Consider the following 14,913-nt stretch of genomic DNA (forward strand, 5'->3'; position numbering starts at 1 on the left):
CCTCACCGGACGGGCCGCGCGACCGGTCACTCGGCGGGTCGCAGATCGAACCGCAAATCGAGCCGCATACCGAACCGCAAATCGTGCAACGACACGCGCGTGACGCTCATTCATGTTCCGCGCTCCCCTTGCCGAGCTCGGCCTTCAGCACGAAGCTGTTCGACGCCACGTATTCCTGGCCGGGCTTGAGCCCCTTCAGCACTTCGGTCGCGCGTTCGTCGCGCCGCCCCGTCTCGACCGCCTGCGCAACGAACCCCTTCGGCGAGCGCACGAACACCGACGGCGCGCCGTCGACGTCCTGCAATGCATCGCTCGCGACCGCGAGCGCCACGCCCTGCCTGCCCGCGTCGACCGACACGTTCACGAACATGCCCGGCCGCCACACGCCGTCGGGGTTCGGCAGCACGACGCGCGCCGGCGCGGTGCGCGTCTGTTCGCCGAGCAGCGAGCCCACATACGCGATCGGGCCGCTCGAACGCGATTCGAACGCGGTCGCGCTGACGGTCGCATCGCGGCCCACGCGCACATCGTTCAGCCGCTGCGCCGGCACGGCCATCTCGGCCCATACCGTCGACAGGTCGGAGATCACGAACATGCTTGCATCGGCGGCAATCGCCTCGCCGGGCGTCGCATGCTTCTCGACGATGGTGCCCGCGAACGGCGCGCGCAGCTCGTAGCGGTTCAGCGCGCCCGCGCCCGCCGGCGCGTTCAGCGCGGCGAGCTTCTGCCGCGCGTTCTGCACGGCGATCTCGGCCTCGCGCAACTGCACCTGGGCCTGCTGGTAGTCCTGTTCCGCCGAGATGCGCTCCTGCCACAGCGTGCGTTCGCGCTCGAAGGTTGCGCGCGCACCCGACAGCCGGCGCTCGGCCGTCAGCAGTTCGCTGCGCCGGTCGGCAAGATCGGTGCTCGCGATCACGGCCAGCACCTGCCCCTTCGCGACGTTCTGCCCGAGCGACACCGATACCTGCTCGACGATGCCGGCCACGCGCGGCACGACGTGCGCGGTGCGATCCTCGTTGAACTTGATCTCGCCCGGCAACTGGAACGGCGTCGCGATCTGCGCGGGGCCGGCCTTCGCGAGCGCGATCTTCGAGGTCGCCAGTTGCGCATCGGTCAGCGCGATCGCGCCGTCGGCGCGCGCGAACGGGAACGACGCGGCGTCGCTGCCCGCCTTGACGTCGATCGTCGCGTCGAACACATGCGGCTTGGCGATCGACTGCGCGGACACGAACTTCTGGCCAGCCGCATCGAAACGCATCGGTTCGTGCGTGCGGTCGTACCGGACCAGCGTGCCGGATACGGTCACGCCCTGGTCGGCCGGCTTGCCGTCGACGAACGGGTAGACGACGAGCCGCGCGTCACCGGGCTTTTCCGTCATGACGATCTCGACGGACAGCCTGCCGCGCTTCAGCACGACGCCGCCCCGCGCGCCGGCGCCATCGGCCGGCTGCGCGGCTTCGACAGCCGACGGCGTGGACGCACTGCTGCCGCCCCGCGTGACGGCGAGCGCACCGAGCACGATCCCGGCGCCGCCGAGCACGGCCGCCGCAATGATGAAGATTCTGCTGCGTGACATGATGATCCTTCAGGTGAGAGGGGCGCTTATTGCGCGACGGCCGCGAGCGGCGTGCCGACGAGCCGGCCGATGTCGGCGCGGGCCGCGTGCGCGTCGGCGAGCGCGCGCACGTATTGCGATTGCCCCTGGAACAGCGTGCGCTGCGCATCGAGCACGTCGAGGAAGCCGAACTTCCCGAGCTGGTAGCCGCGCGACATCGCGTCGAGCGCGAGGCGCGCGGCCGGCAGGATGTCGGACTTCAACCGCTGCGCTTCCTGCTCGGCGGCCTCGAAATTTGCGTAGGCCTGCGTAAGTTCCAGCCGCAGGCGCGTGCGTTCGCGATCGAGATCGGCGTTCGCGCGCGCGGCCTTGTGCGTCGCCTCGAGCAGCGCGCCCTTGTTCGTGTTGAACAGCGGAATCGGGATCGATACGCCGACCACGGCCTGATTGTCGGGCACGCCGCCCGTCGTCACGCGCTTCACGCCCGCGCTGACCGTCACGTCCGGCATGCGCCGCGCGCGTTCGAGCGACACCGCCGCGTTCGAGCGCAGCATCTCGGCGCGCGCGATGCGCGTGAGCGGCGCATCGTCGAGCTGCGCGGTCAGCGCGGACAACGGCTCGACCGGCGGCACGGCTTCCAGGTCGCCGCGCACCGCGAGCCGGTCGCCGCGCGCTTCGCCCATCACCGCGTTGAGCTTCTCGCGCGCGACCTCGACACGGCCGCGCGCGGTCACGACTTCGATCTGCACGCCGGCCGCCGCCACCTGCGCCTTGGTCGCCTCGACCGGCGACACCTTGCCGGCCTGCGCGCGACGCGCCGCGAGATCCGCCGAGCGCGCGGCGATCGCAGCCGATTCCTCGGTAACCTGGAGCTGTCGCTGCGCGGCGAGCAGCCCGTAGAACGCGGAGATCACGTCGGCGCGCACGACGGCGCCCTGTTCGTCGAGCGATGCATTGGCCGCTTCGCGGCCGTAGGACGCGACGTCGAGCCGCGCGCGGCGCTTGCCCCCCAGTTCGATGGTCTGGTTGATCAGCGCGGTCGACGTGCGCTCCGCGCGGCGAAAGCCTTCCTGCAGGAACGAGAGCTCCGGGTTCGGGCGCGCGCCGGCCTGCATCAGCGCGCCCGCGGATGCATCGACGTCGGCGCGCGCGCCGCGCAGCGCCGGATTGTTTCGCGCCGCGACCGCGAGCGCATCGGACAGCGTCAATGACGATGCGGGAAGCGTATCGGACGGCGGCGCATCGATCGACGTCGCGCTGCCGGCTGCGATCGTGGCCGGCCCGGGCGACAGCGAAGGCTGCGCATGAGCCGTCGCGGCCATCGCGAAGACGATGGCCGCGGCGAGGGTGAGCTTGAGCATGTTCGGTTCTGCGTTGACGGTTCGCGACCGATGCTACGGACCGGCCGCAGTGCGAACATGAGGCGAAGATGATATTTCCGTCATGTTGGGCGCGGTGTACTCGCCGAATCGACGGGCATATCAGCTCGGATGGTCAGGTCAGCATAAAAATATCTTTCGAAATTTAGAACCAGTTCTATAGACGTATTCGCTCGAAAAGATGACTGTTCAAGGTCCCGGCAACACAAACGAAAGCATGCTGTTTTATGACCTAAAGGTCGTGCTGCCTCCTTGAAAACCTACGAATCGAGACCTTGAATCAATGAAAAACCTCTTCGATCACAACGAGTACGACTTTGACGCTGACGAAGACAAAGAATGGTTTCTCGTTCACTCCGGGGCCGTCACCAACACAAACCCGGAATCGATGGTTGACGTTTACATCAACACAACCCCCATCTGCCCCAACATGACCAATCGAGAATTTAGAATTATGGCATCGCGACTGCTTAAATGGTCCATAATTCTGGTTGAGCGCAGGATCACCGACCTGAAGCGGTATGACAAAACAACCAAAGACAGAATGATCTATTGGTTCAATCGATGCGATGAAAATACACGACAGTACCTTGTCGACGGCTTCTCACGACATCTCTCCGTTCTCAAAACGCTAACGCCACACCATTTCGTTCGAAGCGATCCGAATCTCGATAGAATGTTAGGTTGCGTTCCGAACATGATCGACATCGAGAATGAGGCCGCTCACGTTTGCGGGCCCAACACGGAGCGCAGGCTTATCAGTATTGCGATGAAGTTTTGTACCGGCTTACGCGATCAGAACATGTTCGGAGATTCCCGCCTATCCACGCTCATTCACGAAGTCACTCACTTCGTCGACACCTTCGGTAGCGGCGACCCTCGTTACGGGCTCGATCCCACGGCGGCCGCATGGGCAAGGGCCAATCCTGACCAGGCATTGAAGAACGCAGATACCCTCACAGGGTTTGTGATCTACGGCGAAGAATTATTTGCGGAGTAAGGAGCCGAATTCACCATGAGAATTTTTATCACGTCACTCATCGTGCCCATCGTCACGTCGCTCCTTTTCCCGGCAAGCTCCGCGGCGGAATGTCAGGGATCACAAAATCTCCCGTCACAGCAATTTTTCGTAGCCTTCCCCCACAACAGCCACGAGATCTCCGAATCCGAGCAAGTACGAATTGGACGATGGGTTTCAGCAATGAATTCCGATTATCCAATACAAAACTGGATCACTATAATTGGCAGCGCTTCCAAGCTTGAAGCCGATTCGGAACGTCTTGCAACGAAACGAGCTTCCGCGACGGCGAAAGTCGTCATAGACGACGGTCTGATCAACGCACCGTTTCAGATAAAAACGCAAATTTATCCGGCCAATCACACAACGGAATCGACGCCGGAAACCCGTGAGGTCACCATTCAAGTGAGCCCCGGCTGCCTCGACAACTGCTGTACTGGCCATTGACACGAAGTCGGCTCATTCACCGCCGCCGCTGCACGAGCCAGTCGAGCAATTGCCGCCCGTCGCGTTCACCAAACCAGCGCGCATGCCCGATCAGGTAGCCGTCGTACGCGATATCGACGATCGCCGGCGCATCGATGATGCAGCCGAAATACGCGACTTCCGACAACGCGAACTCCGTATGCACGATCGGCAGCAGCGCGACCAGCGCCGCATACGCGTCGTCGCCCAGCGGTTCGAGCGATTCGTAGCCGTCGAGCAGCATGTCGATCTGCTCGTATTCCACGCGCCGCGCCTCGGCCGGCGCCATCCAGTCGACCGTATTGCGCTCGATCGCGAGCGCGAGGTCCATCACGGCACAGGTGCGATCCGACAAGCCGAAATCGAGCACTGTGCGTACCTGCGCCCCCGGCCCCGCATCGGTCCACAGCAGGTTCGACGCATGCCAGTCGCCATGCGTCCACAGCGGCGGCAACGCGGTCAGCAGCGGCACGAGGCGTGCGTGATACGGGCCGATCGCGTCGGCAACGTCGCCGCGCCAGTCGCGCGCGCCGAGCGCACGCACGAGCAGCGGCTGCGATTCGACCCAGCGTTCGAGCGCGCCCGCCAGATCGGCGCACGACAGCACGCGGAAACTCGACAGCAGCGTGCGCACGGGCCGCGCGGGCGCATCGTAGCCGGCCGACGCGCGATGCAGCTCGGCCAGCGCGCGGCCGGCCGCATACGCATGCGACGGATGCGTGAACGGCTGCCACGACATCACGCCGCGATACGGATCGACGCCAGGCGCGAGCACATGCACCTCGTACGTCCATTCGCCGGAGGCGAACGCGGTCGCGCCGTCGCGACCGGCGAGCACGTCGACCACGGGCATGCCGCGTTCGCGCAGATGCGCGATGAAACGATGCTCTTCCTGAAGCCCCTCGACATCGCGCAGGCTCACGTGATGACGCTTGACGAACAACCCGCGCCCGTCCGCCATCCGCACCAGCACGGCCGCCGCGAACTGCCGCGGGCTGTGCCACGTCAGCCGGGCCGGCTCGCCGGCACCGTCGATCCGCGCGAGCACCGCCGCGACCTCGTCGTGCGTCATCAGCGGCCAGTCGCGTTCGGCCTGCTCGCCGTCGACGCCGAATTGCGGCGGCGCGACGTCGCGCGATACTGGCCCGTCCGGCTCGAGTGGGAATGACATGAACGACGTTGCTCCGTAGTTGAACGATGCGTGAATCAGCGCACGCCGCTGCCCGACGCGAGCGCGCCGCCGGCCGCCGCGCGCAGCGTCGCGGCCGTCCGGCTCCAGTCGCGCCAGCCGATGACGGCGAGCCCGATGAACAGCGCATAGAGTCCGGCCGTCAGATAAAGCTCCTTGAACACGAACATCCCGACGTACACGACGTTCACGACGATCCACAGCCCCCACGACGCGATGTAGCGCCGCGCGGTCCAGTATTGCGCGACGAGGCTGAACGCGGTCAGCGACGCATCGACGAACGGCAGCGCCGCATCGGTCCAGCGCGCCATCATGCCGCCGAGCAGCGCGCTGCCGACGACGGCCGCGATCAGGTCGGGCAGCATCTGCCGCGGCCGCACGCCCGTGACGGGCGCCACGTCGCCGGCCGGCGCCGCGCCGCCGTCGGCTTCGCTCGCGCGCTGCGCGAGCCAGCGCTGCCAGCCGTACACCTGCAGCACCGCGAACGCGCCCTGCAGCAGCATGTCCGAGTACAGCTTCGCGTCGAAGAAGATCCAGCCGTACAGCGCGACCGACGCGAGCCCGACCGGCCAGCACAGCATGCGCCGCTTCGCGGTCAGCCAGATCGCGAGCGCGCTGACGATCACGCCGGCGATTTCGAGTGGGGACATCGTCTGTGCTCTCCTGGGTAGCTGCCGGGGCCGCGCGTCACGCAGCCGGTTCCGGACGATCAGAAATCATAGGTCAACGACACGCGCGCGGTGCGCGGCGCCCCCGGGAACAGGTACGCATCGCCCTGCTGCTCGCCCGCGTCGCGCCAGTAGAACTTGTTGAACAGATTGTCCACCGATACGCGCAGCACCGTGCGATGACCACCGATCTTCGTCGTATAGCGTGCGCCGAGATTGAACACGAACCACGACGGCACGCGCGCGGTGCCTTCCTCGTTCGCGTTGCGGGCCGCGCTGTACTCGACGCCGCCGAGCACGTTCAGGCCCGCGACGCCCGGCACCGCGTAGTCCGCATACAGCGACGCGCGCAGCGCGGGCACGTTGATGATCTGGTGTCCTTCGTACGCCGGCGAACCCGAATCGACCGCGCGGGCACGAATCGCCGCGACGCTGGCCGTCAGCGAAAGGCGCTCGGTCGCACGCCCGGCCGCACCGAACTCGATCCCCTGGTGCCGCTGCGTGCCGCGCTGCACGAACGTGTAGGTCGTGCCCGACGCGTCCGGGTCGGCGAACTGGAACGGCTTGCTGATCGAGAACACCGCGGCCGTGAGGCTCAGCCGGTCGAGCCAGTCGTATTTCGCGCCGACCTCGATCTGGTGCGATTCGACGGGCGGCAGGAACGCATACGCGTTGGTCGCGCGCACGGGCGCCTGGTCGCCGAGCGACAGCGCCTTGCTGTACGACGCGTACAGCGACAGCACGTTCACCGGCTTGTAGACGAGCGCGACCTGCGGCAGGAACACCGAGCGGTCGGTGCGCGTATCCGCGCCGTCGAGGCTGCTCCAGCTACGCTGGCGCAGCAGCACTTCCTTGCCGCCCGCGAGCACCTGCCAGTGCTCGCCGATGCTGATGCGGTCGAGCCCGAACACGCCGTACTGCCACGCGTCGAGGCGCGGATACGACGGCCCGGGCGAATTCGGCGACGGCGGGAACGCCACGTCGGGCCCGTAGATATTTTCGCTGCCCACGTAGTCGTATACGGCGTCGGCCATGTGCACGACGCGGCGCTGCACGCTCACGCCGAGCGTCAGCTCGTGCCGCAGCGGCCCCGTCGCGAACTTGCCCGTCGTGACCGCGCGCAGATCGTCGTTGCGCCGGTATTCGCCGGGGCTGCGGAAATCGTATACGTCGTAGTCGCCGTTCGCGCCGAAGAAGAACGGCGACGTCGCGCCGGCCGCGCAGCTCGCCGCGTACGAGCAGCCGTACGCGAACGCGCTGTTGTCGTCGATCATCGTGCGGCTGCGGCCCGCGGCAATGTATGCCTTCCAGTCGTCGTTGAACTGGTAGTCGAAGCGCGCATTCAGGTTCAGCGCGTCGGTCGTCACCGGTTTCGCCCACGGCTGCGTGCCGAGCGCCTTCGACGTCGTCTTGACCGACGGCACGACGGTGCCGCCGAGCAGCTGGTAGCCGGGCGCGGAACGCTGGATCCACTGCTGGAATTCGGCGTTGAGCTGCAGGCTCGCGCGCGGGCTGATGTCCCAGTCGGCGGCGATCGAGCCGAACGTGCGCCGCCCGTTCGTGCCGTCGATATACGAGTGCATGTTCTCCTTCGCGGCATTGATCCGGAAGCCGAACTGGTTGTCGGGGCCGAAGCGGCGGCCGAGATCGACGGCCGCCGACGTCGAGCCGCGGCTGTCGACGCCGCCCGTCACGCTCGCGACGTTCGCGGAGCGCTTCGTCACGAAGTTGATCACGCCGCCGGGCGCGACGACGCCGCTGTCGATGCCGGCGAGCCCCTTCAGGATCTCGACGCGCTCCTTGTTCTCGAGCGGCACGTTCTGCTCGCCGGACACCGTCAGCCCGTCGATCCGGATCGCGCTCGCGAGATCGACCGGAAAACCGCGGATCGCGAAGCCTTCGAAATAGCCGACCGGCGCATAGTCGTTGACGACCGACGCGTCGTTGCGCACGACATCGCTGAGCCGCTTCGCCTGCTGGTCGTCGAGCTGCGCGCGCGTGACGACGCTCACCGACGCCGGCGTGTCGCGCAGCGGCGTGTCGTCGAGCCCCGCGACCGACGCGTTGCGCACGCGAAACCCGTTGCCGCGCTCGCCGCTCACCGTGATCGCCGGCAGCGTCGCGCTGCCGGCCGCATCGGCGTCCAGTGCCGGCGCGTCGCCCTGGGCTGCCGCAGCCTGCGCCGCGAAAAGCGTGATGCCGAGACCCACGCCGAGCCCGATCTTCGCGCGCCGCCGCCGTGCGGGCGACGCTGTTGTTTTATTCACCGTCATTATTCTGGATGGAAAACTCGCCACTCGACCCTGTCGACACACGTTAAGAAGCTGCGAAGCGCCCGCTCGCGGACGAATCGTCACCCGCCCGCGCATCCGGCCGGCACGACATTCATCGGACGAATCGGACGAGATGGCACGCATGCGTGCCGGTCGATCGATCGGGAAAACGCAGGATGGGACATCGGATTCGGGTGACGCACCGGGAGCCGACGCAGCCGTCGACGGGTTCGTCGGGTGCCTGTCGGGCGGCCGGCGGCCTCGCGCGGTCATGTCATGCGGGGGACGCTTCGAACGCCGCGGTGCGGGCGTCGGGCAGTTGTGCGCGCCGTTCGTCGGAACGGCGGCCAGCCCGTCGCACGCGACATCGCGGCGTGGCGCGCATTTTACCCCGGGCGGGGATCAGGACCGTGGAATCGGGCGGAACGGGAGGCGGGAAAGAACGGGAATGGGGAAACGCGATTCGTGCCACATCGCAACGGCGGCGATGTGGCAGCGATGCTCGGCGCGCACGGCAACCTCGAAGACCGGCGCAGTCATGCGCCGGTCATGCGGCTGGAAACCGAAGCGGGAATGATCTCCCGCTCGCAATTCACGCGCCGCTCAGAACCCCTGCATCGTCACGGTCGGATCGACGACCAGATGCACGACGCCGTAGATGACCGCGCCGACGAGCAGCGCGAGCAGAATCGCCACGAACGGCAGCAGCGTGAAGTTGACGTTAGCGAGATCGGCTGCGTGCGCCTTGCTGTTGCGTACGCCGAAGAAACTCCACAGGACCAGCTTGATCATGCCGAGCAATTTCATGATTGGCTCCTTTCATCGAATCGGTTGACGCTATCGTCGATCCGACCGGCATCCGAAAAAAGAAGCAGTTGCGCGTGCTTTTCGCGCAGCAGGCCGTCTGCGGCCGCATGTCGCAGGCGCGTCAGCGGTCGAGCACGAGCGGCTCCGTCGCGCCTTGCGCGGGCCGCGCGACGCACAGCAGCGCGCAGCCGGGTTCGACCGCCGCATCGGGCGTTTGCTCGTAGTCGACCGCGCCGGACAGCACGCGCGTCGCGCACGTGCCGCACGAACCGGAGCGGCATTCGGACGGCACGGCGACGCGCTGCCCTTCCGCGAAGTCGAGCAGCGTGCCGTCGGCGGGCGTCCATGCGGCTTCGCGCCCGGTGCGCCGGAACACGACCGGCACGCTCGCCGCCGGCACGCCTGCCGTGCCTGCCGCTCGGGTCACGCTGCGCGCCACGCTCGACGGCCCGAACGCCTCGAAACGGATGCGTTCGTCCGGCACGTTCAGCGCGCGCAGCCCGTCGTACAGGTCGCGCATGAACGCCGACGGCCCGCACAGGTAGAAGTCGTAGTCGTCGAACGGCAGGAGCCGCTTCAGTTGCGCGATGTCGATGCGGCCGGCCCGAGCTGCCGTTTCGTCGTGCGGACGGCTGTCGAACCAGTGCAGCGACAGCCGTGCATCGGCCGCCGCGATGCGCGCCAGTTCCGCCGCGAACGGCCGGTCGGCCGCTTCGCGCGCGCCGTGCACGAACACCACGCGGCGCGACGGCGCGACGTCGGCCAGCGCGCGGCGCAGCATCGCGACCATCGGCGTGATGCCGATGCCGGCCGATACCAGCACGGCCGGGCGCGGACTCGCGAGATCGAACGTGAAGCGGCCGCGCGGCATCTGCGCGTCGAGCGTCATGCCCGCCTGCGCGTGATCGTGCAGCCATGCCGACACGCGCCCTTCGCGCTTCACCGTGATCCGGTAATGCGCGCCGCCCGGTGCATCGGAAAGCGTGTAGCTGCGTATCGACGGTGCATCGCTGCCCGGCAGCGCAACACGCAGCGTCAGATGCTGCCCGGCTTCGTATGCGGGCAACGCGCCGCCGTCCACCGGTTCGAAATGGATCGAGCGGATCGCGCGCGCTTCGTCGACGATCTTCGCGATGCGCAGCGATCGCCATGTGCTTGCCGATGCGCTTGCCGATCCGGTTGCCGATGCGGACGGCACCGGCTCGACCGCCGCCGTCACCGCTCCACCAGCGGCCGCCGCCATCGCCGCGAACTGCGGCGCGCGCTCGACCGCCGACCATCGGAACGGCAGCACCGCGCGCATGCGCCGCACCTCCCGCACATGAAACCGTACGACACGCTGCGCGCCGTCGAACGACGCGACGAGCGGCCCGTCCCACACGATCTCGGCGCGCGCGGCGACATACAGCAGGTCGCCGCTGCCGAAATCGACGAACAGCAGCCCCGCGCGCGGATCGTGCTGCAGGTTGCCGAGCGTGTTGAAGAAACGGTTGCCGCTGAAATCCGGCGTCGTCAGCGTGTACGCATCGTCGACGCGCACGAAGCCCGGCATCCCGCCGCGATGCGACACGTCCGCGCCGCGCGCGGCGCCCGCGTCCGCCGACGTGTTCGCGCTCGCGACGAAGAACGTATCGGCCTGCGCGAGCAGCGCGCGATCCGCATCGCTCAGCCGGTCCGATACGTCGGGCTCGACCGGTGCATCGCCGTCGCGCGCGACGAACGTCGGCGTGCGGCCCTGGATGTACTTCGCGCAGTTGCCGAAGCTCTGCTCGACCGCGATCGTCAGCGCATCGCCATCGACCGTGCGCACGATGCCATTGACGCGATTGCGTCGCCGCGTATCGAATTCGATCCCGAGCCCGCCGAGCGGCGCGCCCGGCTGCCACGCGCCGTCCAGCGGATCGCCGGGCAGCGCGGGCGCCGCGATGCGCAGCGTGCGCGCATCCGGCGACGTGACGAACCCCGGCGCGCCGGCCCGCAGCGTCGCCCACGGCTGGCCGTGTGCATCGACGCCACCGAGCACGAAGAACGGCAGCTGCGCGAAAAACGTCCGGTGCTGGTCCGGCATGAAGCGCCGGATTCCGCGCCGACCGGCCGCGCCCGCGGCTTCCGTTACGCCCGCGCGCTGCTGCACGGCGAGTTCGCCCGCGTGAAACGGCGCGGCGTCGAGTTCCCAGCCCGGTACGGCGGCGGTCGGAGCATTCATCGCGTTCTCCTTGAACAGGCGCGGCTTCGATTGGCGTTACGCGGCAAGCAGGCCCGCGCGCGTCGTCGGCATGCCGACGAAACCCGGCAGCGCCTCGACGCGCGCCAGCCATGCGCGCACGTGCGGATACGGTTCGAGCGACACACCGCCTTCCGGCGCATGCGCGATGTACGTGTATGCGGCGATGTCCGCGATCGTCGGCTCGGCGCCGGCGGCGAACGGCTTGCCGGCCAGTTCGCGGTCGATCACGTCGAGCAGCTTCGCGGCCGTGCGCTTGGCCGCTTCCTGGTCGAGCGGCGCGCCGAACACGGTCACGAGCCGTGCGGCGGCAGGCCCCGTCGCGATCGGCCCGGCCGCGTACGACAGCCAGCGCTGCACGACCGCCGCGCCGGCCGGGTCGTCGGGCAGCCAGTGCGCGTCGCCGTAGCGCTTCGCGAGATACACGAGGATCGCGTTCGAATCGGCGAGCACGGTGCCGTCGTCGTCGATCACCGGCACCTGCCCGAGCGGATTGAGCGCGAGAAACGCCGGTTCGCGCTGCGCGCCGGCCGCGAGGTCGATGTCGACGATCTCGGCCGGCAGGCCGAGCAGCGACAGGAACAACCGGACGCGATGCGCGTGCCCGGACAACGGGAACGAATAGACGCGAATCGCGGCGACGGGCTTACCGGTGGCGGGCGGTGCGGAGGCAGGCTTGCTGGCGACGGACATGGAAAACACTCCGGAATCTCGCGTCGCCGGGAATCGGCGACGAACGGCCCCAGCGTAGCGCTCGCGGTTCGCGGCCAGAAGACGGATAATCACTGAAACATTATCCGCTCCTATAGGACAATCAACGATGGCCGATCTGCGCGACGTGAACCTGAACCGGCTGGCGATCTTCGTCGCGGTGGTCGATGCCGGCTCGCTGACGGCCGCGGCCGAGCGGCTCGGCCTCGCGAAGACGGTCGTCAGCACGCACATGCAGCGCCTCGAATCCGAGGTCGGCGCGAACCTGCTGGTACGCACGACGCGGCGGCTCAGCGTGACCGACGCGGGGCGTACGTTCTACGACGCGTGCCGCGCCATCGTGCGCGCCACTGAAGCCGCGCTCGATGCGGTGTCGTCCGACGCGGGGCCGCTGCGCGGCACGCTGCGCGTGAGCGTGCCGATCGACTACGGCGCGCAGGTCGTCGCGCCGGCCGTCGTCGCGCTGCGCGACTTGCATCCGGGGCTCGACGTCGAGCTGGTCGCGAACGACCGCGTCGTCGATCTCGTCGCGGACAACCTCGACGTCGCGATCCGCATCGGCCGCCTCGCCGATTCGAACTATCGCGCAGTGCAGCTCGGCACGTACGAGAAATGGCTGGTCGCGAGCCCCGCGTTCGTCGCGCGCTACGGGCTGCCGCGCGATACGGATGCGCTTGCCGCACTGCCGTTCGTGATGCTGTCGACGCTGCCGCGCCCGCACACGTTCGAACTCGACGACGCGCGCGGCGGCAGCATGTCGGTGCGCTGCGTCGCGCCGGTCGTGTCGAACACCGCAACCGCATGCCGCGCGATCGTGCTCGCGGGCGGCGGCTTCGGGCTGCTGACGGATTTCTCGACCGCCGACGACGTCGCGGCCGGCCGGCTCGTGCGGCTGCTGCCCGCATGGCGCTCGGCGCCGGCCGGGATTCATGCGGTGTATCCGTCGACGCGGCTGCCTTCGCCGAAGGTGCGGGCATTCATCGATGCGATGAAGCAAAGGATCGACGAGACGCCGCGGCGGCCGACCGCTGCCACACCCGCACGCGCGACACGCTCGAAGCGCGCGGCACACTGAATCGGCCGGCTCGCCGGCAACCTGTGCCGGCGAGCGGCACGAACCGTCTCGGCGACACCTGTTTCGAACCCGCGCACCATGATTTTTACATCCTTCCAACTTACTTTCAGATCGCTCGAAAATGTGAATAAACGCGATTATTGAAGCCAAACATTCGCATATCGTTTTTACGGTTTACCTTATAACCTTATTCCGGTAATACGCTGACGAGCGTTTACCAAATGCTTCAATTCTCCGATTCATTCAAATAAGGAGTTTGAAATGCAAACCGCCGCAATTTCATGGGGAACCACGCCGTCGATTCGTGTCTACACGGCAAACGGCAACAAGATCACCGAACGCTGCTACGACGGGTCGAACTGGTACACGGGCGCGTTCGCCCAGGCGGGCGACAACGTGTCCGCCACGTGCTGGCTGGTGGGAAGCGCCGTTCACATCCGCGTGTACGCGACGAGCGGCGGCACGACGACCGAGTATTGCTGGGATGGTGACGGCTGGACCCGGGGCGGATACACGGGTTCCTGATCAATCGTGCCTGGGGCGCGAAGGATTTCGCGCCACGATCGGCGCAATGCGAGCTGTTTTTTGCGTTGCGCCGCTTTTTTATTCGCTCCACATTGTTTTCATCAATTCATCGCCACATGGAAGCGAAATAAAAAACAATGACGGTTTTTGAAAATAATTACCCACTTAAAAAACGATCGCCTTTTAATTATTAAAAAGACGACTAAATCGCACGAAAAGCCAAAATGGCGCCCCGTGCGCCGTGTGATTGCCGCATTCGTTTCATTTTCAGCCTGCAATTTTCCGGGGGGTAACAGGAACGGTGCGATGCCATCCGGTTAGCCAATCTCCCGCAATGTCCCCAGCAGCACCTTCCTGCAACTCGCGACCATCTGCGCTTCCGGATCGCGATAGTCGGTGAGCAGCCACGCCGCGCCGACGTTCGTCATCGCGCCGACGAGCGCGAGCCCGATCAGCCGCTGCTCGGTGCGCTCCACGGGCGTCGCGGCCTCGTGCGGTGCGCCGATCGCCATGATCAGCTTGCCGAAGTCGATCAGCATGCGCTGGTACGTCATGTCGGTATCCGCGCTCACGCCCATCACCTCGAGCAGCAGCACGCGCGCCGCACACGGATCGCGCAGGAACGCGAAGAACGCGGCGAGCCCCGCGTCGACGCTCTCGCGCAGATCGCCGCCGCGCGCGGCGACCGCCTGTGCGACCGCGTCATGCAGCTGCTCCGCGTGATGCAGGTAGGTGCAGCGCAGCAAATCCTCGGTGCTGTCGAACGCCGCATAGAAATAGCGATCGTTCAGCTTCGCTTCCTGGCAGATCGACCGCACGGTCGCCTTGCGGAACCCGACCGTGCCGAACACGTGCGTCGCTGCGCGGATCAGCGCGTCGCGCCGCTCGGCGGCACGCACCTCGGGCGCCACGCCGCCGTACGACCGGCCCCGTTTTTTCGTTTCGAGTGCTTTCTCCATTCCGCTATTTGACATCAGGACACCCGAAAACTAAAGTGGTGACGACCAACACCACAATAGACGTG

The 14,913-nt window shown here is 67.0% G+C and carries 13 protein-coding genes; 4 read left to right on the top strand and 9 right to left on the bottom strand.

Annotated elements, in window-relative coordinates; translation table 11 throughout:
• Positions 1-106: 106 nt before the first annotated feature.
• Positions 107-1,576, bottom strand: a complete 1,470-nt coding sequence (locus tag ACM6JT_RS13640) for an efflux RND transporter periplasmic adaptor subunit (protein WP_414856653.1) — start codon at positions 1,574-1,576, stop codon at positions 107-109.
• Positions 1,577-1,602: 26 nt separating this feature from the next.
• Positions 1,603-2,916 carry a TolC family protein gene (locus ACM6JT_RS13645; protein WP_414856654.1) on the bottom strand — a complete coding sequence of 438 codons (1,314 nt, stop codon included), beginning with the start codon at positions 2,914-2,916 and terminating at the stop codon, positions 1,603-1,605.
• Between the two features lie 301 nt (positions 2,917-3,217).
• Here ACM6JT_RS13645 and ACM6JT_RS13650 point away from each other — a divergent pair, with 301 nt between their 5' ends.
• On the top strand, positions 3,218-3,934 hold the full coding sequence (locus ACM6JT_RS13650; protein WP_414856655.1) for a M35 family metallo-endopeptidase: 717 nt from the start codon (positions 3,218-3,220) through the stop codon (positions 3,932-3,934).
• 15 nt (positions 3,935-3,949) lie between these two features.
• Positions 3,950-4,399: an OmpA family protein gene (locus ACM6JT_RS13655; RefSeq protein WP_175746538.1), complete on the top strand. Its 450-nt coding sequence runs from the start codon at positions 3,950-3,952 to the stop codon at positions 4,397-4,399.
• Between the two features lie 16 nt (positions 4,400-4,415).
• Here the strand turns inward: ACM6JT_RS13655 and ACM6JT_RS13660 are convergent, their stop codons facing one another.
• From ACM6JT_RS13660 to ACM6JT_RS13685, 6 genes are all read right to left on the bottom strand, one after another.
• The gene (locus tag ACM6JT_RS13660; protein WP_414856656.1) at positions 4,416-5,588 is read right to left on the bottom strand and encodes a phosphotransferase enzyme family protein; all 1,173 of its coding nucleotides are present in this window, start codon (positions 5,586-5,588) and stop codon (positions 4,416-4,418) included.
• A gap of 35 nt (positions 5,589-5,623) precedes the next feature.
• Positions 5,624-6,256: a nicotinamide riboside transporter PnuC gene (pnuC, locus tag ACM6JT_RS13665; protein WP_034182113.1), complete on the bottom strand. Its 633-nt coding sequence runs from the start codon at positions 6,254-6,256 to the stop codon at positions 5,624-5,626.
• 59 nt (positions 6,257-6,315) lie between these two features.
• The gene (locus tag ACM6JT_RS13670) at positions 6,316-8,547 is read right to left on the bottom strand and encodes a TonB-dependent siderophore receptor (protein ID WP_414856657.1); all 2,232 of its coding nucleotides are present in this window, start codon (positions 8,545-8,547) and stop codon (positions 6,316-6,318) included.
• Positions 8,548-9,150: 603 nt separating this feature from the next.
• Positions 9,151-9,354 (bottom strand): DUF2970 domain-containing protein, encoded by a 204-nt coding sequence (locus ACM6JT_RS13675; RefSeq protein WP_034182111.1) that lies wholly within the window; start codon positions 9,352-9,354, stop codon positions 9,151-9,153.
• Positions 9,355-9,475: 121 nt separating this feature from the next.
• Entirely contained in the window at positions 9,476-11,560 is a 2,085-nt protein-coding gene (locus tag ACM6JT_RS13680) for a pyridoxamine 5'-phosphate oxidase family protein (protein ID WP_414856658.1), read from the bottom strand.
• A gap of 36 nt (positions 11,561-11,596) precedes the next feature.
• Entirely contained in the window at positions 11,597-12,271 is a 675-nt protein-coding gene (locus ACM6JT_RS13685; protein WP_034182109.1) for a glutathione S-transferase family protein, read from the bottom strand.
• A 127-nt stretch (positions 12,272-12,398) separates the two neighbouring features.
• On the opposite strand from ACM6JT_RS13685, the gene ACM6JT_RS13690 reads away from it, so the two are divergent.
• On the top strand, positions 12,399-13,364 hold the full coding sequence (locus ACM6JT_RS13690; RefSeq protein WP_414856659.1) for a LysR family transcriptional regulator: 966 nt from the start codon (positions 12,399-12,401) through the stop codon (positions 13,362-13,364).
• A 261-nt stretch (positions 13,365-13,625) separates the two neighbouring features.
• A complete protein-coding gene (locus ACM6JT_RS13695; protein ID WP_034182107.1) occupies positions 13,626-13,889 on the top strand; it encodes a fucose-binding lectin protein in 264 nt (87 codons plus the stop codon).
• A gap of 317 nt (positions 13,890-14,206) precedes the next feature.
• Here ACM6JT_RS13695 and ACM6JT_RS13700 read toward each other — a convergent pair whose 3' ends face one another.
• Entirely contained in the window at positions 14,207-14,863 is a 657-nt protein-coding gene (locus ACM6JT_RS13700) for a TetR/AcrR family transcriptional regulator (protein WP_105389692.1), read from the bottom strand.
• Positions 14,864-14,913: the final 50 nt, after the last annotated feature.

The organism is Burkholderia sp. IT-111MI5, assembly GCF_949752865.1.
Classification (GTDB): Bacteria; Pseudomonadota; Gammaproteobacteria; order Burkholderiales; family Burkholderiaceae; genus Burkholderia; species Burkholderia pyrrocinia_C.

What these genes read in the sequence shown, in the direction of transcription:
- ACM6JT_RS13640 (WP_414856653.1), bottom strand. Translation starts at nt 1,576, where the DNA reads ATGTCACGCAGCAGAATCTTCATCATTGCGGCGGCCGTGCTCGGCGGC.
- ACM6JT_RS13645 (WP_414856654.1), bottom strand. Translation starts at nt 2,916, where the DNA reads ATGCTCAAGCTCACCCTCGCCGCGGCCATCGTCTTCGCGATGGCCGCG.
- ACM6JT_RS13650 (WP_414856655.1), top strand. Translation starts at nt 3,218, where the DNA reads ATGAAAAACCTCTTCGATCACAACGAGTACGACTTTGACGCTGACGAA.
- ACM6JT_RS13655 (WP_175746538.1), top strand. Translation starts at nt 3,950, where the DNA reads ATGAGAATTTTTATCACGTCACTCATCGTGCCCATCGTCACGTCGCTC.
- ACM6JT_RS13660 (WP_414856656.1), bottom strand. Translation starts at nt 5,588, where the DNA reads ATGTCATTCCCACTCGAGCCGGACGGGCCAGTATCGCGCGACGTCGCG.
- pnuC (WP_034182113.1), bottom strand. Translation starts at nt 6,256, where the DNA reads ATGTCCCCACTCGAAATCGCCGGCGTGATCGTCAGCGCGCTCGCGATC.
- ACM6JT_RS13670 (WP_414856657.1), bottom strand. Translation starts at nt 8,547, where the DNA reads ATGACGGTGAATAAAACAACAGCGTCGCCCGCACGGCGGCGGCGCGCG.
- ACM6JT_RS13675 (WP_034182111.1), bottom strand. Translation starts at nt 9,354, where the DNA reads ATGAAATTGCTCGGCATGATCAAGCTGGTCCTGTGGAGTTTCTTCGGC.
- ACM6JT_RS13680 (WP_414856658.1), bottom strand. Translation starts at nt 11,560, where the DNA reads ATGAATGCTCCGACCGCCGCCGTACCGGGCTGGGAACTCGACGCCGCG.
- ACM6JT_RS13685 (WP_034182109.1), bottom strand. Translation starts at nt 12,271, where the DNA reads ATGTCCGTCGCCAGCAAGCCTGCCTCCGCACCGCCCGCCACCGGTAAG.
- ACM6JT_RS13690 (WP_414856659.1), top strand. Translation starts at nt 12,399, where the DNA reads ATGGCCGATCTGCGCGACGTGAACCTGAACCGGCTGGCGATCTTCGTC.
- ACM6JT_RS13695 (WP_034182107.1), top strand. Translation starts at nt 13,626, where the DNA reads ATGCAAACCGCCGCAATTTCATGGGGAACCACGCCGTCGATTCGTGTC.
- ACM6JT_RS13700 (WP_105389692.1), bottom strand. Translation starts at nt 14,863, where the DNA reads ATGTCAAATAGCGGAATGGAGAAAGCACTCGAAACGAAAAAACGGGGC.